This is a genomic window from Kitasatospora sp. NPDC001095, assembly GCF_053598615.1.
This window is the reverse complement of sequence record NZ_JBSFKQ010000001.1, coordinates 267,273-287,193: the sequence shown is the minus strand read 5'-3', so window position 1 is coordinate 287,193 and position 19,921 is coordinate 267,273. Positions and strand designations below refer to the sequence as shown.

15 protein-coding genes are annotated in these 19,921 nt (G+C 74.3%); 6 read left to right on the top strand and 9 right to left on the bottom strand.

What is annotated here, in order from left to right:
- Positions 1-21: 21 nt before the first annotated feature.
- Positions 22-774, top strand: a complete 753-nt coding sequence (locus tag ACWDBB_RS01155) for a choice-of-anchor P family protein (RefSeq protein ID WP_449787622.1) — start codon at positions 22-24, stop codon at positions 772-774.
- Between the two features lie 345 nt (positions 775-1,119).
- Positions 1,120-1,596 (top strand): hypothetical protein, encoded by a 477-nt coding sequence (locus tag ACWDBB_RS01150; RefSeq protein WP_449787768.1) that lies wholly within the window; start codon positions 1,120-1,122, stop codon positions 1,594-1,596.
- A gap of 92 nt (positions 1,597-1,688) precedes the next feature.
- Here the strand turns inward: ACWDBB_RS01150 and ACWDBB_RS01145 are convergent, their stop codons facing one another.
- The 4 genes from ACWDBB_RS01145 to ACWDBB_RS01130 form a co-directional block, all read right to left on the bottom strand.
- Positions 1,689-2,243, bottom strand: a complete 555-nt coding sequence (locus ACWDBB_RS01145; RefSeq protein WP_449787621.1) for a hypothetical protein — start codon at positions 2,241-2,243, stop codon at positions 1,689-1,691.
- 173 nt (positions 2,244-2,416) lie between these two features.
- The gene (locus ACWDBB_RS01140; RefSeq protein WP_449787620.1) at positions 2,417-8,620 is read right to left on the bottom strand and encodes a DNRLRE domain-containing protein; all 6,204 of its coding nucleotides are present in this window, start codon (positions 8,618-8,620) and stop codon (positions 2,417-2,419) included.
- Between the two features lie 247 nt (positions 8,621-8,867).
- A complete protein-coding gene (locus ACWDBB_RS01135; protein WP_449787619.1) occupies positions 8,868-9,068 on the bottom strand; it encodes a hypothetical protein in 201 nt (66 codons plus the stop codon).
- A 69-nt stretch (positions 9,069-9,137) separates the two neighbouring features.
- Entirely contained in the window at positions 9,138-9,374 is a 237-nt protein-coding gene (locus ACWDBB_RS01130) for a hypothetical protein (RefSeq protein WP_449787618.1), read from the bottom strand.
- 335 nt (positions 9,375-9,709) lie between these two features.
- On the opposite strand from ACWDBB_RS01130, the gene ACWDBB_RS01125 reads away from it, so the two are divergent.
- Together ACWDBB_RS01125 and ACWDBB_RS01120 are read left to right on the top strand one after the other, a co-directional pair.
- Positions 9,710-10,696 carry a helix-turn-helix transcriptional regulator gene (locus ACWDBB_RS01125; protein WP_449787617.1) on the top strand — a complete coding sequence of 329 codons (987 nt, stop codon included), beginning with the start codon at positions 9,710-9,712 and terminating at the stop codon, positions 10,694-10,696.
- A gap of 141 nt (positions 10,697-10,837) precedes the next feature.
- Positions 10,838-11,632: a hypothetical protein gene (locus tag ACWDBB_RS01120; protein ID WP_449787616.1), complete on the top strand. Its 795-nt coding sequence runs from the start codon at positions 10,838-10,840 to the stop codon at positions 11,630-11,632.
- Positions 11,633-11,683: 51 nt separating this feature from the next.
- Here the strand turns inward: ACWDBB_RS01120 and ACWDBB_RS01115 are convergent, their stop codons facing one another.
- From ACWDBB_RS01115 to ACWDBB_RS01105, 3 genes are read right to left on the bottom strand one after another with little or no spacing between them, the layout of a single operon-like run.
- A complete protein-coding gene (locus ACWDBB_RS01115) occupies positions 11,684-12,934 on the bottom strand; it encodes an MFS transporter (RefSeq protein ID WP_449787615.1) in 1,251 nt (416 codons plus the stop codon).
- Positions 12,935-12,958: 24 nt separating this feature from the next.
- Positions 12,959-13,984, bottom strand: coding sequence for a MerR family transcriptional regulator (locus ACWDBB_RS01110; RefSeq protein ID WP_449787614.1), 1,026 nt, complete (start codon positions 13,982-13,984; stop codon positions 12,959-12,961).
- Positions 13,985-13,987: 3 nt separating this feature from the next.
- On the bottom strand, positions 13,988-14,659 hold the full coding sequence (locus ACWDBB_RS01105; protein WP_449787613.1) for a HEAT repeat domain-containing protein: 672 nt from the start codon (positions 14,657-14,659) through the stop codon (positions 13,988-13,990).
- A gap of 250 nt (positions 14,660-14,909) precedes the next feature.
- Here ACWDBB_RS01105 and ACWDBB_RS01100 point away from each other — a divergent pair, with 250 nt between their 5' ends.
- Positions 14,910-15,797, top strand: a complete 888-nt coding sequence (locus ACWDBB_RS01100; protein ID WP_449787612.1) for a hypothetical protein — start codon at positions 14,910-14,912, stop codon at positions 15,795-15,797.
- A 29-nt stretch (positions 15,798-15,826) separates the two neighbouring features.
- Here ACWDBB_RS01100 and ACWDBB_RS01095 read toward each other — a convergent pair whose 3' ends face one another.
- Together ACWDBB_RS01095 and ACWDBB_RS01090 are read right to left on the bottom strand one after the other, a co-directional pair.
- Complete coding sequence (locus tag ACWDBB_RS01095) at positions 15,827-18,550, bottom strand: LuxR C-terminal-related transcriptional regulator (RefSeq protein ID WP_449787611.1); 2,724 nt, start codon at positions 18,548-18,550, stop codon at positions 15,827-15,829.
- A gap of 135 nt (positions 18,551-18,685) precedes the next feature.
- Positions 18,686-19,576: a YhjD/YihY/BrkB family envelope integrity protein gene (locus tag ACWDBB_RS01090; RefSeq protein ID WP_449787610.1), complete on the bottom strand. Its 891-nt coding sequence runs from the start codon at positions 19,574-19,576 to the stop codon at positions 18,686-18,688.
- Between the two features lie 122 nt (positions 19,577-19,698).
- On the opposite strand from ACWDBB_RS01090, the gene ACWDBB_RS01085 reads away from it, so the two are divergent.
- Positions 19,699-19,899, top strand: a complete 201-nt coding sequence (locus ACWDBB_RS01085) for a hypothetical protein (protein WP_449787609.1) — start codon at positions 19,699-19,701, stop codon at positions 19,897-19,899.
- Positions 19,900-19,921: the final 22 nt, after the last annotated feature.

Sequence of the window (19,921 nt, the reverse complement as noted above, 5' to 3'; positions counted from 1 at the left end):
CCCCGTCCGAAAGGCCCACCCGTGAGAACTCGTACCCGCAACCGTGTCCTCGCCGGAACCGCGCTCGCCGTCGCGGCCCTGTCCGTGGCGTCCCCGGCGTTCGCCGCGCTGCCCGCTCCCGTGGCCGAGGCCTACGTCGTCTCCACGGAGGCACTGGGCGGGATGGTCGCCGTCGCGCCGTCGCCCGAGTCGACCTACCCGTCCGGCGGCACCCAGACCCTGATCGGCCTCGACATCGGGCCGGTCGCCACCAACTCCACGCTCACCGCGACCACCGCCGGCAACCCCGCCGACGGCACCGCGTCCGCCTCCGCGACGGTCGACAAGCTCGGGCTCAACCTGGGCGTCGCGTCCGTCTCCCTGACCGGCGTCAACTCGACCTGCACCGCCACCCCCACCGGGGCCACCGGCAGCGGCCTGATCGCGGGCGGGTCGGTCAGCGTCGCCGGCATCCCGACCAACCTGCAGGCCAACGCCCCCGCCAACACCAGGGTCAGCATCCCGCTGGTCGGCTCGATCGTCCTCAACGAGCAGACCACCGACGCCAACGGCGTGCTGACCGTCAACGCCGTCCACATCACCCTGCTGCCGTCGCTGAACGGCGCCAACCTGGTCATCGGCCACGCCCAGTGCGGCGGGGCCGAGCCCGCGGCTGCCGTTCCGATGATCAACCCGTCGGTCGCGGGGATGAGCGGCGGGGCGGTGCTCGCCGGCGTCCTGGCCACCGTCTACGTCCGCCGCCGCAACGCCCGGAACGCCGTCTCGGGCGTCTGACGGCAGGGAGGGCGGCCGGCCCGGGGCCCGCGACGGTCCCGGGTCGGTCGCCCTCCGCGCACTGTCGTCAACTCGGATGCAGGCGGCTCCTTCTGACGTGTGGTGAGCCGCCCCAGGGTGACGGGGAGCGGGAGACAGGGCCCGTCCCGCAGTCGCCGCGCGCCCGTCCCACCGCCCCGCACCCGCCCCGCGGGGTGCCCGAGCCCGGATCCGTCCCTCCCCGTCCGATCGGTCGCCTACCCTACGAACGGACCGGCCGTACCGGGCCGTCGCCGTTCTAGGAGGAGTCCCGTGCCGTCCTGCGACCCCCAACACGCTCCCGTCGGCGATGTGAGCGCAGCGCTCATGGTGATCGACTCCCGGCTGAAGTCCGTCTACGACGGCAAGTCCGGGACGGACCCCGAGCACCAGCGGATGGTCGACCAGCTCACCGCGTCCTTCGGCCCCGAGGAGGCCGAGGCGCTGGTGGAAGGCGTGTGCACGCTCGTCTACATGTACATGAACTGGCTGCGCTCGGCCTTCGAGAACCACGAGGACGACGTGCTCGAACACGCGGTCCCCAGCCTGGTGGCCACGATGCGGATGATGCCGCGGACCTTCAGCCCGGAGGTGATCCCCACCATGGCCGGCCTGCTCATCGCGGCCGGCACCGGCCTGAGCCCCAACCTGTGGCGCGCCCAGTACGGACCGTGGACGAAGGAGGAGATGAACCCGCTGGAGGCCATGACGGTCCTGCTAGCGGAGTACATCAACCGGATCTCCAACAAAGGCGAGGACTTCGCCACCAAGCTGGTCACCGACGCGCTGTCCCAGCTGGACTAGCCGTCCCGACTGGACCGGCCCTCCGGCCGGACGGGCGCCGGCTCCGGACACCGCGGGTCGGCCCCGCCCGCGGGCAGGGCCGACCGGGCCGGTCAGCCGAACATCACGCCGGTCTCGCGGGCCAGGATGTCCAGGCCGTACCGGGTCACGTGTTCGACGTTGGCCGGGTCGATGGTGCGGACGCCCTCGGCGGCGAGCCGCTCGTTGATCTTGTCCAGGTTCTGCTGGACGAGCTGCTTCTCCGCCTCGGTGGTGCGGCCCTTGTGCGGCCGTCCGGCGTGCTCCAGGCTCGCGTAGTCGACCCGGTCCCGGCCGGCGGCGGTCGCCGCCCGGGACAGGGAGGCCCGGGAGGCGGGCCTGGCGGCGCGCAGCACCTCGGCCATCGGCGCGGCCGAGGCCAGCCGGTCGAACGTGGCCGCCTCCATCACCACGGTCTGCGGCTCCGCCCGGTCCGGGTGGTGCAGCTCGATCGTGACCAGGTCGAGCGCCAGCTCCCGCACCCCGCCCAACTCCCCGGCGAGCGCGTCGATCTCGACCGGACCGTCCGTCAGGTCGGGATGCTGCAGCACCACCACCCGCACCAGGTCCCCGTCGCTCTCCACGTGCTCGCCGGTCAGGTCCGAGAACCGGATGATCTTCTGGCCCATGACTTCCTCTCCTGCCCCTGTGATCAGCCGAGAGCCTACGCCCGAAAACGATCACCGACGCACGCAGACGGCCGGGCCCGGGGGAACATCCCCCGGGCCCGGCCTCACCTGTCCTGCATCCTGTCTTGCGTCAGTGGAACGTCAGTAGGGCGTCAGCGGGTTTCGCACCCGGCTCAGTAGCGCGGGTCCACCCGGTAGGTCGGGTAGTCCGGCACGTACCAGTGGCTGGAGTCCCAGATCCCGAAGGTGAACCGGACCCCGTGGCTGCCCCGCTTGTTGGCGCACTTGATGAACTTCTTGCCGATGCTCTTCATGAGGTACGACAGCGCCCACAGGACCCAGCCGGCGGCCCGGGCGGCGATGTGCGGGAGCTTCTTCAGGATGCTGGAGATGCCCTTGGAGACCTTGCTGGAGACGATCAGCAGGCCGCCGATGGTGTTGCCCTCGGCGCGGCTGAAGTTGGCGACCCACTTCTTCTTCCAGGACATGCCGGTCAGGTCGTCCATGGTGATCGGGTCGACCGGGTAGCCGTAGGCGTTCGGCGAGCCCTCCAGGACCGGGTCGGTCTGGAGGAACCGGCCGGTGGTCGCGTCGTACAGGCGCACGCCCATCAGGGAGAGGCCGGAGACGCTGTCGGTCTCGCGCTGCGCCCCGCCGAGCCAGCCGTAGTCGGTCGAGCCGGTGGCGTCGACGACGTTGCCGTACTCGTCGTAGTGGTAGACGGCGAGGTCCTCGGTGCCGTCGGGGGACATCTGGACGGACACGTCGCCGTGCAGGTTGGTCAGCAGCAGGACGGCGCCGCCGTCGGTGCCGGTGGCGGCCGTGAGCTGGCCGGTCAGGTCCAGGACGTTGCGGGTCAGTCGGCCGGCCGCGTCCTTGGACCAGGTCGGGCTGTCGTTGCCGCCGTCGAAGTGCTTGGTGTCCTGCGCGGTGACGGCCCAGGTGCCGTCGGTGCCCTTGGTCTCCGTGGTGGAGACGGCGAGGCGGCCGGAGGCGTCCAGGTCCCAGGTCCTGCGGGTGTCGCCGAGGGTCTCGGTGCGGACCAGGTCGTTGCTGTAGTAGCCGACCTGGGTGCCCTTCGGCAGGGCGGTGGTGCGGCCGAAGGCGTCGTACACGTAGCCGGTGTCGGTGAGGCGGTCGGCGGTGTCGTAGCCGTGGTTCTCGGCCTGGGTGACGGCGTCGGCGGTGGCCGGGTCGCAGTCGTCGGTGACGCTGGTGCGGTTGGTCCGGTTGCTGCTCTTGTCGAACGCGTACGTCCGGGTGGCGCAGGCCAGGCCGGTGCTGTCGGCGGCCTTGGTGAGGCGGCCGGTGGCGTCGTAGGTGTAGCCGCTGGTGGTGCTGTTGCCGTCGGACTGGGTGCGGCCGGCCTGCTGTCCGTGGACGGTGAAGTCGGCGGTGTCGGCCAGCAGGACGGTGCCCGCCTGGTTGGTGTAGGTCTTGCCGGTCTGGACGCCCTGGCTGTCGTAGGTGCTGGTCAGGGTGTTGCCGCCGGGCATGGTCTGGGTGACCAGCCGGCCCTCGACGTCGTAGGTGGCGGTGAAGGTGCCGGCCACCGAGTCGGTCAGCGAGGTGGGCAGGCCGCGCGGGTCCTTGGCGGTGTCGTAGCCGTAGGTCACGGTGGACGGCACCGAGTCGGACTTCTTCACCGGGCGGTCGAGCTTGTCGTACTCGGTGGTGGTGACGTTGCCGGCGCCGTCGTCGTAGGAGACCGGGCGGCCGAGCTTGTCGTAGCCCTGGGTGATGGTGGCCTTGCCGTTGGTGGTGGTGGTCAGCTCACCGTTGACCGGGTCGTAGCCGAACACCGTGTCGGCGACCGCGGTGCCGGTGCCGCCGCTGGTCGAGATCTTCACCGGGCGGCCGGCCGCGTCGTAGCTGCGGGTGGTGGTACGGGTGACGCCGTTGGCGGTCTCGGTCTGCACCGCGACGTTGCCCCAGCGGTCGTACTGGAAGGTCTTCGTCGGCAGCTGCAGCGGGTTGCTGCCGCCGCCGGCGATCTGCGCGGCCGGGGCGATCGAGCAGACCAGGTCGGCCCACTCGGGGTGGCCGGCGCAGGCGCCGGTCCCGGTGCCGGTGTAGTAGGTGGTCACCGTGGTGGCGGCGTCGGAGCCGGTGGAGTTCGGGCGGCTCTGCGAGGTCACCCGGCCGCTCGCGTCGTAGCCGGTGGTGGTGGTGATCTTCAGGCCGGCCGGGTCCTGGACGGACTTGGTGGCCAGGCCCTGGGCCCAGTCGTAGCCGGTGGCGGTGGTGCGCTGGTCGGCGTCGGCGGCGTAGCCGTCGATCCGGGCGCCGACCGTCACCGAGGTGGCCAGGTCGCTGACCACGGCGCCCGCGGGGCGGCCTTCGTCGTAGCTGCTGACGGTGTGGGAACGGGCCGGGGCCTCGTCGCCGGCCGCGAGGGCCGGGCTGGTGCCGGAGGCGGCCAGCGGGTGCTCCAGGGTGACCAGCTGCAGCGGCGAGAACTGCTCCACCAGGCGCTTGCCGTCGGCCGAGTAGACCGAGGTGGAGGAGAGCACCTGGGCGCGGTCGGCCGTCGAGCGGCCGGCGATGCCGAGGGCGCGCAGCTTGTTCAGGTCGTTGCCGGTGGTGGCCAGGGCGAGGATGCGGTTCTCCGCGGAGAGGGTCCGCACCGGGCTGCCGTAGGCGTTGTACTCGGTGGTGGTGATGCCGCCGCCGGGGGTGGCGGTGTTGACCTCGCGGCCGGAGGCGTTGGTGTACGTCACCGAGGCGCGGTTGTAGCCGGCGGTGCCGAGCGCCTTGCCGTCGTGGGTGGCCGGGACGGCGTCGGGCGGCAGCACGGCGGTGGCGTCGGTCGGGGCGTCGCTCTGGCCCCAGGCCGCGACGTCGGACGGCGCCAGCGGGTACGGCGCGTTGGCGCCGCTCAGCGGGACGTCGTAGACCATCGAGGTGGTGGCGGTGCCGTCGGTGACGTCCTTGCTGCCCTGCTTGAGGGTCGGGCGGGAGGCGGCGAGCAGCATGCCGTCGCCGGCGGTGGCGGCGTTGCCGGCCTTGCCGTACTCCAGGGTCCACGGCAGCTCGCCGGGCTCGGTGACGGTGGTGACCCGGCCGGTCGCGTCGTAGCCGTACGCGGTCTTCAGCGCCGGGCTGATCCGCGGGTCCCAGACCTCGCGCAGCCGGCCCTGCTCGTCGTACGCGTACTGCGAGACGACGACGGCGGTGGCGGTGGCGGCGCCCGGGTCGGTGGACCACAGGCGGATCTGCTTCACCTGGCCGGCCTTGTCGCCCAGGGCGGACGCGGTGGCGGTGGTGGTGTCGGCGTAGACGTACTCCAGCACCCGGCAGCCGGCCGTGGACGGCACGGCCGCGCAGTTGGCGGAGGCGGTCGCCGAGGACGGCGCGACGACGTACTTCGGGCGGGCCAGGGTCTTGCCGCCGGCGACGACCTTCTCCGAGACCACCGAGGTGGTGGAGTTGTCGCTGGGCAGCGAGGAGCCGGAGATCTGCCAGGTGGTGGCGGCCGAGTCGACCTTGGCGAAGGTGACCGTGGTGCCCTCGGTGTCCTTCAGGATGAAGGCACCGGTGAACGCGCCGGTCAGAGTGAGGTTCTCGGCACCGGGCTCGGGCTTCCAGCCGCCGGCGCCGGTGGCGGTGAAGCCGACCTCGGAGCCGTCCGAGGAGACCACCGAGAGGGAGGTCGCCGAGGTCTGGCGGACGTAGGTGTAGGCGGAGTCGGTGAGCTCGGCGGTGGTGCCGGAGCTCCACTGCGGACCGAAGATCGCGGCCTGGCCCTCCTGGGCCGAGCCGTTGGCGGGCCGGCGGGAGGAGAAGGAGCGCTCGGCGTGCAGGCCGAAGCCCTCGGCGTCGGTGGCGGAGAGGGTGAGGTCACCGGTGAGGGTGTTCACCTCGCCCGGGCCGACCTTGGTCTCCGGCGCGGTGCCCGCGTTGCGGTCCACGGTGACGGTGTTCGACTCGGTGGCGTCGGTGGCGGTGCCGTCGGTGAACACCGCGCGGACGTCGACCGGGCCGTTCTCGGCCAGGGTGTCGGTGATGTTCCAGGTCAGCGCGGCCGGCTTGCCGCCGGGGGCGGCGAACGGCCAGGCGGCCACCGCCTTGCCGTCGGTGGTGGCGACGTTGGCGACCGGGACGTCCTTCCAGGCGTCCGTCTCGCCGCGGCGGTACTGGTAGCGCACGCCGGTGTAGTTGCTGTTGCCCTCGGCCAGCAGCGAGGTGCGGCGGGCCGGGCGCTCGCCCGAGCCGGGCGCGACCAGGGCGGCGCCCTTGCCGGCGTAGAAGGCGTAGGTCTTGTCGGCGGAGACGTTGCCCGCGGCGTCGCGGGTGTGCGCCGTGATGGTGTGGGAGCCCGCCTTGAAGGTGAGCTTGGCGCTGACCGGCGTGCCGGTGGTGGCCGCGGTGACCCAGGCCCCGCCGTCCAGCCTGTACTGGAGGTCCTTCACGTCGCCGGTCGGCGGGGTGAAGGTGAAGGTGCCGCTGTAGTCGCCGTTGGCGTCCGGGGTGCCCGACCACTGGCCGGCCGGGAAGTCCCCGGAGGAGACGGTGGTCGCGCCCGGCGCGGTGGTGTCCACGGTGAAGGTGCGGAAGGCGGACCAGGCGCTGTTGGCGGTGCCGTCCCAGGAGCGCGAGCGCCACTTGTAGGCGCCGGCCGGCAGCGCGGTGCCCGGGGTCCAGGTGAACGTGGAGCCGGAGGCGGCCATGGCGGTGCGGCCGGACTGCAGGGCGGCGGTGCCGTTGGACGTCCAGACCTCGAAGTCCAGGGCGATGTTGCCGCCGTCGGGGTCGGTCGCCTTGGCGGACAGGGTCGGCGTCGCGTCGTTGGTCAGCGCGGCGTTCGCCGGGGAGACCAGGGTGGAGACGGCCGGCGGGGTGTTGTAGGTCACCGACAGGTACGGGGTGTTGGACGTCGCGTTGCCGGAGTTGAACTTCTTCCAGCCGTACGGGTCGCTCTCGTCGGTGGCCCGGATGCCCAGGGTGTTGTTGGCGTTGCCGTTGGCGGCCCAGGCCTTGACCAGGCTGGTGATGTCCTGGTTCACCCAACCGTCGTTGCAGGAACTGGAGTAGCCCTTGGTCGCGGTGGAGGTCGCCCACTTCTTGTTCCAGCCGGGCTGGGCCGTCCAGCGGGTCGCCGTGGTGGCCGTGCCGGTGTCCCACACCTCCCAGCTCTTCGCCGTGCAGGACCAGCTGTGGAAGTTCCACAGGTTGAGCTTGCCGCTGGTGATCTGCTTCCCGCTGATCTTCGCCATCGGGAACTGCAGGAATGAACGCGCCACCTGGCCGGAGCCGTTGTTGCCCAGCTTCAGTTCGGTCTGCGAGGAGACGTCGGTGGCGTAGCCCTCCTGGACGAAGGTGTCGAAGCCGACGCCGATGTTGACCGCGGGGTCGATCGTCACCGGGTACTTGGTCTTCGGGTCGTTCAGGAAGGCGGCGTCCGGGGTGAGCGTCAGGTCGATCGCGTTCCCGTCCTGGGTGACCTTCAGCGCGACCGGCGCGGTGCGGGTGTGGTCGCCGCTGCGCTCGTCGACCTGCGCGTCCCACATCACCGGGGCGGGCAGCTGGCCCTTCTCCTCGCCGGTCTTCGGGTCGAGGAAGGAGACCGAGTTGTCCGGGTTCTGCCGGGCCTGGAGGCCGGCCGCGTCCAGGGTGAGCGTCACGCTGCCGTTGGCGGCCACCGCCGAGCGGTCCTTGAGCTCCAGGAACTGCTCGAAGCCGGTCCGGGTGGACTCGATGACCAGGTCGGTGGCGGTGAGCGCGTTCGCGTAGCGGGCCTTGGCGCCGTCCACGGTGGGCTCGGGCAGGGTGCCGCGCCAGGACAGCGACATGGCGGTGCCCTGGCCGTTGTCCAGCGAGACCAGCGGCGTGGTCGGGGCCTTCGGGTCGCCCGCCGGGGCGCCGGCGGCCTTGAACTTCGACGCGGTGGCGGGTGCGGTGGCGCCGGCCAGGGAGAGGTTGAGCGGGTGGCCCTTGGCCTTGACGCTGCCGTCCGACTGCTTGGCGAGGTCGACGTCGATCGGCTGGAGCTTGCCGGCCTTGTCCTTGTAGCGGACGGGGCCGGTGGCGAGGTCCAGGGTCGTGGTGCCGTCCGGGTTGATCCAGGTGGTCGTCGACTCGGTGCGCTCGTCGACCACCTCGATCCGGCGGTTCTCCAACCGAGCCTTGAGGTGCGCGGTAGGGATGTCCTTGGCCTCGGCGGGGCCCTGCGCCTTGGCGGGCTTCGGGGCCTGCTCCGGGGTGACCGCGACGGCCTGACCGGTCGTCATGATGACGGCGGCGGCCTCGGCGGAGAGCACCACGGCGAGGGCGACGGCGGTGTTGCGCAGCACGCTGTTGCGGCGGCGTGGCGCGGTGGGGGGAGGCGAGCCGGCTTCGGTCCGGTGCCGTGGTGATTCGCCCGTGGGGCGTGACATGGAACTCCTCGACTGTTCTGGTCGGTTGTTCGGTCTGTTCGGTCTGTTGAAAGGAGAGGAAGGGTCGTCGGGGAAGGGGGGCACAGCCGACTTGCCGAGTGCATGTCAGATATGCCGAGGTAAAGCGGGCGCAATGAATCGGCCAATTTTCCGGACCGGTGAGATCGGTCGAAAACCGCCCGGAAGTGCGGAAACCGTTCGGGCGTGACGACGGGTCACCGCCGCCGGGAACCGGCGGTCGGCGCGGCTAGCGGAGGCCGGACGGGAGCCGGCCGGTGGCCGTCAGCACCCGGTCCAGCAGGCCCTGCGCCCTCGACCGGGCCGCCGTCCCGTCCGGGGCCCGGACGTAGAGCACCAGGCCCACGCCGCCGGGCACGGTGCGGGCGCGCACGTGCTCCAGGCCGTCACCCGGACCGGCACACGCCCACAGCGCGGCCTGGACCTCCACGGCCGCCGCCTCTCCCGACGGGGAGGCGGCATCGGCCGGCACGGTCAGATGGACCGCGAACACCGCAGGTCAGACCCGCCCGGCGAAGTCGTCGACCGCCGGGGCGTCCCAGCCGATCGACCGGGGGGACGGGGTGTCCCACCCGATCGAGTCGGCGCCGGGGACGTCCCAGCCGATCGACCCGCCCGTGCCCTGGACGGCGGACGGCGCGGCGGCGGAGGCGGTCGAAGCGGCGGCGAGGGCCGGGGCGGTGGCGCCGGCGATGGTGAGGGTCAGGAGAACGGCGGCGAATGGACGGACGGCCACGACGGAGTCCTGTTCTGTGCGGGAACTGCGTTGAGGGAGACCGCAGTTCTGGGTGTCCGGAAATTCGTGCATTGCGCGCACGGCGAATCCTTCCGTTTCGCGGCCCCCCACGGGAAGGGAATCCGGGGGCAGGATCAGGACAGGCAGCATGCTGCAAAACCGCGCGGGGCGGCGGGACGGATTCCACCCCGCCGCGGGACCTGCCGGGGCCCGGACGCCCCTGGAGTGGGGCTTTGACCGGATCATGCCCTTGCGATCGCGTTCCGGCCGGAGGAAAGATCGGCTGCGGGCCGACCGGGCATACGGAATCGTCCACGGGGATCAGGGGTCGTGAAGTGCTGGAACTGCTGGGGCTGGACGCCACTGCGGAAGCCGTCTACCGGGAAATGCTCGCCGACCCAGAGGGAGGGGTCGCGGAACTCTGCGAGCGGCTCGAACTCCCCGAGGCCGACGTGCGCACAGCCCTCGACCGGCTCGCCGACCTCACCCTGCTGCGGAACTCCCGCGAACGGCCCGGCACCCTGCGGCCGGTCAGCCCGGAGCGCGGACTGGAGATCCTGCTGCGCCGCCAGGAAGAGGAACTCGCACGCCGCCAGCAGGAGTTGGCGGCCTCCAAGGCCGCCGTCGCACACGCCCTGGGGGAGTACGCGAAGGTACGGACCGACACCCCGGTGGCCGACCGCGAGCGGCTGCTCGGCCTGGACGCCATCCAGGACAAGCTGGAGGTGCTGAGCGCCCGGCTGACCACCGAGGTCCTGGCGGTGATGCCCGGCGGCGGCCAGTCCGCGGCCAGCCTGGCCGCGTCCCGCCCGCTCGACGAGGACGCCCTGCGACGCGGAGTCAGGCTGCGCACCGTCTACCAGGACAGCATCCACGACGCCCCGGAGACCCTCGACTACGCCCGCTGGATGGCCGATCTCGGCGCCGAGGTGCGCACCGCGTCGGCGCTGCCGCCGCGGATGCTGGTCTTCGACCGGAGCACGGCCGTGGTGCCGATCGACCCGGAGAACACCCGGGCCGGCGCGCTGTGCACCAGGGAGCCCGGCATCGTCGCCTCCCTGGTCGCCCTGTTCGAGCAGACCTGGGAGACCGCGGTCCCGATCTGCGGAGACCGGGACGAGGTGGCGTCGTTGACGCTGAGCGCCGGGGAGCGCGAGCTGCTGCGGCTGCTGTCCACCGGGCTCACGGACGACGCGGCGGCCAAGCGGCTGGGCGTCTCGGTGCGGACCGTACGGCGGCAGATGGCCTCCGTGATGGAACGCCTCGACGCGGCGAGCCGCTTCGAGGCCGGGCTGAAGACGGCGCGGCGCGGTTGGTTGTAGGGGCCCATGCGGGCCTGACCGCCGGACGGGCGGGCGTCGCGGCGGCCGGTTCCGGGATTCACCGGCCGGCCGCCCGGGTACGCCGTACCCTCGGGGCGCAGCCGGTCGGCCGCCGCCCGTGGCCCTGAGGAGGAGGACGGCGTGGACACGGCTGCGGAGGACACGTCCCTGGGCGGGCCCCGGATCGACCCGCTGCTCGCCGACCGCGTCACCGAGGCGCTCCTGCTGGCCGGCCTGCCCGTCGGGTACGGCGGGCACGGGTCCGGCGTCCGACTGCGCCCGGCCCGGCCGTACGACGACTACGACGACTGCGCCGGACTGCTGGCCCTGCACTGGGAACCCGGCCCCCGGCTGGCGGCCGCCGCCGCCATGGAGGAGCCCCGGCAGCCCGCGGCCGCCGCCCGACGGACCGTCACCGCCGGCATGCAGAACGCGCTGGCGGAGTTCCTGCCGGCCTTCGGCATCGAGGTCGTGGCCGGCCGGCTCGACGGCGAGACCAGGGTCGGCGGCGCCGGCGGCCCCGCCCCGGCCGGCCCCGCCCCGGCCGGCTCCGCCCTGGCCGGCTCCCGCCCGCAGGACCTCGGCATCGACGCGGACGCCGTCGACGCGGTGCGCCGCACCGCCGCACTCGCCGGTCTCCCGGTCGCCGACCACCTGCGCGCACCCGGCATCACCCTCGCGCCGTGCCGGCCCGTCGACGACGGCGACGACACCACCGGCGTCGCCGACCTCCGCTGGAACCCCTCCCGCCGCCTGGCCGCCGCCCCCGCCGAGCAGGCCGCCCGGGCCCGTACCGCCGTCCAGGACGCCATGCGGCACGCCTTCGGCGCCGTCCTCGGCGCCTGCGGCCTCGACCTGCGGTGGCGCCGCCCGGCCGCCCTCCCGTACCAGTTGCGCGCCTTCGGGCTCGTGGAGCGGCCGCCGGTCCGGCGCTGACGTCCGGCGGTCTCCGGTGCCGGTCGAGGGTTTTGGGACTCCCGGTCCAGGTCAGCGGAGTCGGGTCGATCGCCCCTCAACCGGCGGGCGGAGCGCTGGACTTGGCGAGGCGGCCGGCTGCCGCAGCGGGGCCCGGAGGCGGTGGGCGAGGGCGCTGGCAGCGACGCAGAGGAACAGGGCGGTCCAGAGCAGCGGGGGGTTCTGCAGGCCCAGGCCGATGACGGCCGGGCCGACGGCGTAGGAGACCGTCCAGGTCAGCTGGAACAGGGACATGTACGGGCCCTCGTCGCCCTTGGGGGCCATGGTGACCGCCGCAGCGGCCGCGGTGGGCTTCGAGGCCAGCTCGGCGAGCGCCAGGATCGTCGCGACGAGGACGGCGAGCGGGCCCTGGAGGCGGTGCGGGGCGGTCGGGATGGCGGCGGTCAGGGCGATGGCGGCGGCCACCGCGCCGATCGACAGGCGCAGCACCCGGGACCGGCTCCAGCCGGAGAGCCGGCGGCTGATCCGCATCTGCAGGGTGGTGGCGGTGGCGTAGCGGACGGCGACCACGACGGTCGGCCAGTAGGGCGCCTGGTGGAGGCTCTCCACCAGGTACACCGGGAAGGCGACCGTCGGGATCAGCCAGGCCGCCGACAACAGCGTCTGGGACGCGACCAGGGACAGGAAGCGCCGGTCGCCGAGCGCCGCCCGGGTGTTCGAGCGCGCCGCCGCCCGGGGCCCGGGCCGCTCGGCGGCCGGCACGGTGACCCCCAGCAGCAGGACGGCGGCGACGAGGGAACTCGCGCTGTTCAACGCGAGTGCGACCAGCAGGCCGTGGCCGCCGTCGAGTGCCATCAGGGCGGTCGCCCCCAGGGTGCCGACGCCCAGGGAGGTCGTCTTGAGGACGGTGACCGCGGAGAACCACTCGGTGAGTTCCTCCGGTTCGGCGAACCGCGCGACCAGGGTCGGCCAGGCGGCGCCGTAGAGCCGGTCGGCGGCCGTCACCAGGAAGGTGGCGGCCGCCACCGTGGCCAGGTTCCCGGTGGCGAAGAACAGGCCGTACCCGAGTGCGGTCAGGACGTTGCCGACGAGCAGACAGGCCTTGGGCCCCGCGGCCTGGACCAGCCGTCCGCAGAGCGGTACGACGGCGAAGGACGCGAGCGACCCGACCGTGACGGCGGTGCCCGCGGCGGCCGCCGGGAAGTGCTGGACGGTGACGAAGAACAGCAGCGACAGCGGCAGGAAGACGCCGGAGCCGAAGGTGTCGATCGCCACCGAGAGGAACAGCCGCCGCTGCCGACGGAACCGCCCGGCCCCTGTCACCCCGCCCCCGTCCCCGCCCCGCGACTACCGCGTGCTGCGCAGCTTGAGAATGTACGTCGCGGTGAGCGCGACCGCACGGTCCTCGTCCCGGGCGAGCTCGTCGAGGGCTCGGTCCGTGGTGCCGCCCGGGACCTCCGCGAGCGCCTGGGCCAGGCGGCGGCGGGCGTCCGGGCCGACGGCGTCGTGGGCGAGGCGGTCGACCAGCCCGGCGGCGATCCGCTCCGCCAGCGCGGGGTCGCCCGCCAGTGTGCCGAGCGCGTCGGCCGCGTCGGCGTCGTTCACCGCCTCGACGATCATGTCGACGAGCGTCGGGACGGCGTCGGCGACCCCGCGGGCCCCGAGCGCCAGGGCCGCGTACCTGCGGACCACGGCGTCGGGGTGCCCGAGGGCGTCCCGCAGCAGCGCCGTCGCCGCGCCGTCCGGCAGCTCGGCGATGGACCGGACGGCCCGCTCGCGCACCTCGGCCGCGGGCGAGCGCAGGCCCGCCGCGAGCAGGGCCGCCCCGTCCCCGCCGGCCCGCGCCAGCGCCCAGCGCAGGGCCCCGGCGACGTTCGGGTCGGACTCGCCCAGTACGGCCTCGACCAGTGCCTCCACCGGCACCGCGACGTCCTCGCCCGCGGACCGGGCCGCGTCGCCCGCCGACAGGGCGGCGCGCTGCCGGGCGCCCGGGCTCTTCGACTCCAGCGCCTGGAGCAGCGCGACGACCCCCAGCACCTCCTCCCAGCCGGCGGGCTCCGCGGCGTCGATCCGCCGCAGCCGGGTGAGCAGCTCCGTCTCCGCCGCGATGCGCTCGCGGGTACGGCGGATGAGGTCGTCGACGAGTTCCGCCGGCGCGAAGCCGGGGTCGTCGAGCGCCCGGCCGACGTCGCGCAGCGACAGACCCAGCGACCGCAGGCTCTCGATGTGGAAGATCCGCCGGATGTCCTCGTCGGAGTACCGGCGGTAGCCGGAGCCGGTGCGCCCCGTGGGCCGTACCAGCCCGAGCGACTCGTAGTGCCTGAGCATGCGGGCGCTGACCCCGGACCGCCGCGCGACGTCGCCGATCAACACTGCCTACCGTCCCTCCTGGCGGCCCTGACCGTAGACCGCCGTGCGCTTCGCCTCCTCGATCGCGGACTCGAATCCGGCGTCCGGGTCGTGCCACAGCCGTTCGGTGGCGAGCGCGTGGGCGCGCACCCGGGGGTCGGGGTCCGTCGTCGCGGCCTTCAGTGTGGGCAGCATCGCCTCCCCGAGCGCGACCAGCGCCCGGCTGAGACTCAGCTGCGTCTCGCGTCCGCCGCGTCCGAGTTGAGCCGCCAAGACTACGGCCAGGTCGCGCTGCCCGCCGTCGGGTACCAGCACGACCGCGGCCCGCCAGGCGCTGCGGGCCACCTCGTCGTCGGCGTCGGCCAGCAGCGCGGGCGTGATCGCCGGCCAGGCCCGCCGGTCCCCGATCTTGGACAGCGTGTGCAGGGCCTGGCTGCGGGCCTGGGCGCGCTCCGCCCGGACCTCGTCGAGCAGCAGCGGGAGCGTCGCCGCCGCCTCGTGCCGGGTGAGCGCCCAGGTGAGCATCTCGCGCACGGTGAACTCGGGCTCGACCGCGCACCGCTCGACGAGCCCGCCGACGAACCCGGGGTGCGGGCGGCTGCCGACGGCCAGCGCCGCCCGCAGCCGCACCGACGCGTCGTCGTGCTCCAGCCCCCGCAGCAGCGGCGTCGTCTCCGTGTCCTCTTCCGGCCTGATCATCAGGACCACCTCCAGGACCGCAGTGAAGTCCTTGTCACCGTGTCAAGGTCAAGCGGTCGGTCGGTCGGTCGGGCGGTCGGTCGGGTCCGGGCCGAGGGGCAAGCCGAGGGGGAGGGGGAGGTGGGACGGCCCCGGGCGGTCGTGCGGCGGCGGGGTTATTCTGCGGCTGATGGGCGGATCGGAGAGTGCGCGGCGACAACCCGGCGTGGTGGGACGACTGCTGAGGACGCTCCGGGCGGATCCCGCGTACATGCCCGAGCGACTGGCGGCCTTCGTGGTCGACTACCTGGGCCCCCAGGCGGCCGAGACGGCCGCGGCGCTGCGCGACCCCGAGCGGGCGTGGGGCGACCCCGAGCGGGCGCCCGAGCGAGCGGAGGACGCCGGGCCGGATCCCGTCGGTCGGATCATCGACCGCGGGGTGCGCCGCACCGTGGTCGAGGGCTCCTTCCTCGGCGGCCCGTTCATCCTCCTGCTCCCGGTCGCCTTCGTCGCCGCGCTGCTCGCCCAGCTGCGCATGGTGCTGGAACTCGCCGCCCTGTCCGGCCGCGACCCCTGCGGTCCCGACGCGGCGGCGGAGGTGCTGGTGGTGCAGGGGGTCCATCCGATACCGGCGCAGGCGCACGAGGCCCTCCGGAAGGCGTCGCGGACCTCGGTCGACGGCCGGGAGAAGGCCTCCTGGCCAGCCGTCGTCCGCCGCCAGGCGTACCTGATCGGCCTGCTGACCCCCGACGACCCGGAGCGCTCGGCAGTGCGCAAGTGGCTCGGCTGGGCCGGGCTGGGCGGGCTGCTGCTCGTCGGAACCGTGATCCCCTTCGTGTGGGTGCCCGCGTGCGGCGTGATGTACCGCCGCGCCACCGGCGAGCTCGCCGACCGGGCCCTGCTCCGGTACGGGCTGGAGGGGCGCGCGGCCGCACGGGCGGGGAGGGCCTCGTCGATCCTGCGCCCGAGCATGCTCCTCGTGGCGCTGCGGACGGCGCTGGCGGTCCTGGCCACCGCGGGCGCGGTGCTGATCGTGCTGTTCACCGGGGCCCGGGTCGTCGGGAACACCTGGCTCGCGATGTTCCTGGTGCTGCTCGGGATGGGTGCCCTGGCCGTCGGATGGCGCTGGCTGCGCGCCCGCCGGTCCCGGCGCGCCTAGCCCGCGGGTAGCGGTGGAGCGGTCCGGGGTCAGAGCAGGTGCAGCGCCCGCGCCCGCCGCACGGCCCGGTTGCGCCCGGTGACGGAGAGCTTCCGGTTGATGCTCTTGAGGTGGGTCTTGACGGTGTTCACGGAGAGGAACAGCTCGGCGGCGATCTCGTCCGTGGACAGCATCTGCGCGGCCAGTCTCAGCACGTCCAGTTCGCGGTCGCTCAGCGGCTCGACCGGATCGTCCGCCGCGGCGGTGTCCCCGGCCGCCTCGCCCGTGGGGCCGGGCAGGAGGTCGGGGGGCAGCCAGCCGTGGGAGTCCACCAGCTCGGGCCGGGAGCGCAGCAGCCGCGCCAGCCACGGCCCGGCGTCCCGGAACGGCCGGCGCAGCCGCTCCGGCAGGGCGACCGCGAGGGCGCGGGCGAGCAGGCGCTGGGCCGCGGCCTCGTCGCCGAGGGCGAGGGCCGCCTGGGACCGGGCGAGTAGGACCCGTACGGTGACCGCGGGCCCATGGCCGTCGTGCTCGGGGATCGCGTCCAGGATCCGCAGGGCGTGTCGGCTCTCCCCGGCGGCGAGCCGCGCCAGGGCGGCGGCGACGGCGCAATCCGGTCCGTCCGCACCACTGCGCTCCAGTGCCCGGAGGGCGGCGGCCGGGTCCCCCTCGGCGAGGTGCCCGGCGGAGACGGTCACGGCCACGCCCTCCCGCACCCAGGGCGGCGGCGGTCCGGCGGTGGGGCCGTCGTGCTCCAGCCCGGCGAGGAGGTCGAGGGCCGCACGGGTACGGCCCTCGGCCAGCAGCGTCCTCGCCCGGACGATCGCGATCCCCGCGGCGACGGCCGGGTCGTGGTCGGCCGCGTCCGATCCGGCGGCCCGGTCGATCGCCGCCCGCGCCGCGGGCAGGTCGTCGCGGTCGACGGCGAGCGCGGCCAGCACGAGCTGGCCGGCCCCCGTGCGGGAGTCCGGTGGCAGACCGGCGCGTTCGGCCTCCGCCCCCGCCTTCCGCAGGCGGACCTCCGCTCGCCCCGGCCTGCCCCGGAGCAGGTCGATCAGGGCCAGCCGGGCGAGCGACTCCTGGCGCGGACAGGCCGTGGTGGCGTCGTCGCCGGCCGCGGCGGCGGACAGCGCCGTTTCGGCGGCGTCGAGGCTCCCCTCCCAGAGCAGCGCGGAGCCGAGGTTGGTGAGCCGGAGCGCGGGAAGCTCGGGGTGCTGCCGCAGCAGCCCCGCCGGGAGGTGCTCCTCCCACCGGGCGGCCTGGGCGGCGGCGGCCTGGGCCATGTCGGCCGAGCCGAGCAGCCGGCCCGCCAGCACCCGCAGGTGGGCGAGGCTGAGCAGGGCCGCCGCCGGGACGTCCTCGCCGTCGCGTTCGGCGAGCAGCGCCTCGGCGCGCCGGAGGTGTTCGAGCCCGCGGTCCACGTCGTGGTGGGCGAGGTCGCGCGCGGCCCGGACCAGCTCCGGGGCGGGCCCCCGGGCGTCGGGCGCCATGTCGGCGAACAGCCGGTCGAGCCGGTCCGCGCCGCGGCCGGTGAACAGCCGTCCGATGGTCAGCCGGTCGACGACCTGTGTCGCGGCGAACTCCCAGTCGCCGGCCGCGGCGGCGTGCACCAGCCCGTCCGTCAGGTGCCCGGCGGCGATCAGCCAGCGGGCGGCCCTGCGGTGCAGCGCCCGTTCCAGCCCCGGGCTGCGTGCCGCCAGGTGGACGCGCAGGATCTCGGCGAACAGAGGGTGGCAGCGGTACCAGCCGTGGCCGAGGGCCTCGACGAAGGTGTCGGCGCGCGCGAGGTCGGCGAGGATCCGCGCCCCGTCAGTACGGCCGGTCAGCGCGTCGGCCAGATCGGGGTGGACCCGTTCCAGGACGCTCGTGCGCAGCAGGAGGTCCTGGGCCTCGGCGGGCTGGGTGTCGAGGACCTCGGCGAGCAGGAAGTCCGCGACCGTGCTGCGGCAGGCCTCGAACTCCTTCAGGTACGCCTCGGGATCGGCGGCGCCCTGGGCGGCCAGGGCGGACAGCCGGAGACCGGCGGCCCAGCCGCCCGTCCGCTCGGTCAGCGACCGGATCGTCCCGGCGGAGAGGTCCAGGCGGTGCCGGCGCAGCAGCGCGGCGGTCTCCCGGGGGCGGAAGGCCAGGTCGGCGGCCCGGATCTCGGTGGTGCTGCCGGAGGCGCGGTAGCGGTGCAGCGGCAGGCTCGGCTCCGTGCGGCTGATCAGGACGAGCCGCAAACCCGGGCCCGCGTGGCCGAGCAGGAAGTGGAGTCCGGAGGCCACCTCGGCGGACGACACGTGTTCGAACTCGTCGAGGACGAGGACCACGGGATCCTCGCGGCGGCTCAGGTGGGCGGCCAGCCGGGCCAGCAGCGAGTGGTCGACCTCGGAAGCCCGGGCGGGGCAGCCGATGTCGTCCGGCAGTGCGACGCCGTGGTGCCGGACGGCTTCCAGCAGGTAGGCCCAGAAGACGCCCGGCGCGTTGTCCTCCCGCTCCACGGTGAGCCAGACCGCCGAGCCGCGCAGCCGCGTGGTGGCCAGCCAGTCGGCGACGAGCAGGGTCTTTCCTGCTCCCGCCGGGGCGTTCACCAGCAGCAGGGACGTCCCCGGGCCGTCGCCGAGGCGCCCGACCAGTCGCGGTCTGTGCACGAAGGTCACCGGGATCGGGGGGACGGCGAAGCGGGCCGCGAGCACCGGGTCGCCCCCGGGTATGCGGGCCGGCCGCGCGGAGCCGCGTCGAGGTGCGTCCGCCGGGCGGACGGGGGAGCTGGCGGCTGGGCTGAGGGGCATGGTGCTCACCTCAGAGGGGATGGCGCATGGTGAGCGCGGATCGCTGACAACCCCATCCTGTCCGACACCGTCCGGGCTGGCAAAGGCGGCCGAGGCGCCCGGGCGGGTGCCCCACGGGCCGCTGCCGCGGCGGCCTCAGTCCTCGTCCTCCGGGTCCGGCAGCGGAGTTCCCAGCAGCCGGGCCAGTCGTCCCTGGCTCGCCACCACGTACCCGATGCCGATGCAGAGCGTGATGGCCGTGAACACCACGATGAGCCAGCTGAGCAGGGTGAAGACCAGGCCGAGCGGGCCGAACTGGGTGATGCTGCGGTTCAGCGAGTGGGGGACGTAGAGCCGTGACGCCCAGGCGAGCACCGTCAGCGCGGCGGCGGTCAGCACCGCCCCCGGCAGCAGCGGGGGCCACGGGATCCGGCCGCCGAGCAGCAGGTGCTGGGTCCACCACCAGAGCAGGGTGGCCGTGATCAGGTAGAGCACGGCCCCGAGGACCGCGCCCGCCCCGAGCCCGGCCCGGATCTGGCCCTGGAGGATCAGGGCGGTCAGCCACACCAGGAGCCAGGCGAGCCACCGCCACGCCGCCAGGCGGCCCGCCAGGTGGGGCAGGTGCCAGCTCCGCTCGCACAGGCGCTGCAGGACGCGGCTGCACGTCGTGGCCGAGAGCAGGGTCACCACGATGCCGATGCCGCCGAACGTCTCGGTGGTGGACTCCTCACCGGCGGGGTTGAGCGCCGCCGTGATCTCGTTGAGTGAGGCGCCCTGGAGGCCCAGGACGGTGCGCAGCGACTCGGAGACGCTGGTGCGCACCTCCTGGGGCATGAAGGCGGCCAGCACGAACAGCACCGGGATGGCGGTCAGGAACGTCTGCGCGGCGAGGCGGGTGGCGGTGTCCAGGACGTGGACGTGGAGCAGCTGGGCCGCGAGCCGGCGCGGGAACGGGGCGTCGCGCAGGGTGGCCGTTCGCCCCTTCAGCCAGGCGGTCCTGCCGCGGATCCAGTCGGCGCGGCTGGGCTGACCACGCTGCTGCGCCACGCCGCGCTCCCTCCGGTCGATGCCCCCGCTCCGTTCCCGGTCCGCTGCTGCGGATTCCGTCCAAGACTGGGCGACGGGACGCCGTGCGGCACCTCGGGCGGTCCGCCGTTCGGCGCAACGCGGTGACTGCCCTCGACGGGCGTCCCGGCCGCGGGCGCGTACGGGGGTACTGCGCGGCCCAGCTCGGTGGCCTCAAGGTGTCGCTGCCGGCCGCCGCCGCGATCACGCTCGCCTGCTTCGCCTTCACCGGCCACCTGCCGGCCCGGCGCGCGTCCGGTGCGGGCGAGCCGGCGCGCGAGGGCGGCGGGACGGGCCGGGCGTAGGGCCGTCCCGCCGCCCGGGCCG

Bases quoted from the DNA above. Each gene is read 5' to 3' on its own strand.
- ACWDBB_RS01140 (WP_449787620.1), bottom strand. From the start codon at position 8,620: ATGTCACGCCCCACGGGCGAATCACCACGGCACCGGACCGAAGCCGGC.
- ACWDBB_RS01150 (WP_449787768.1), top strand. From the start codon at position 1,120: ATGGTGATCGACTCCCGGCTGAAGTCCGTCTACGACGGCAAGTCCGGG.
- ACWDBB_RS01095 (WP_449787611.1), bottom strand. From the start codon at position 18,550: ATGCCCCTCAGCCCAGCCGCCAGCTCCCCCGTCCGCCCGGCGGACGCA.
- ACWDBB_RS01105 (WP_449787613.1), bottom strand. From the start codon at position 14,659: ATGATCAGGCCGGAAGAGGACACGGAGACGACGCCGCTGCTGCGGGGG.
- ACWDBB_RS01100 (WP_449787612.1), top strand. From the start codon at position 14,910: ATGCCCGAGCGACTGGCGGCCTTCGTGGTCGACTACCTGGGCCCCCAG.
- ACWDBB_RS01145 (WP_449787621.1), bottom strand. From the start codon at position 2,243: ATGGGCCAGAAGATCATCCGGTTCTCGGACCTGACCGGCGAGCACGTG.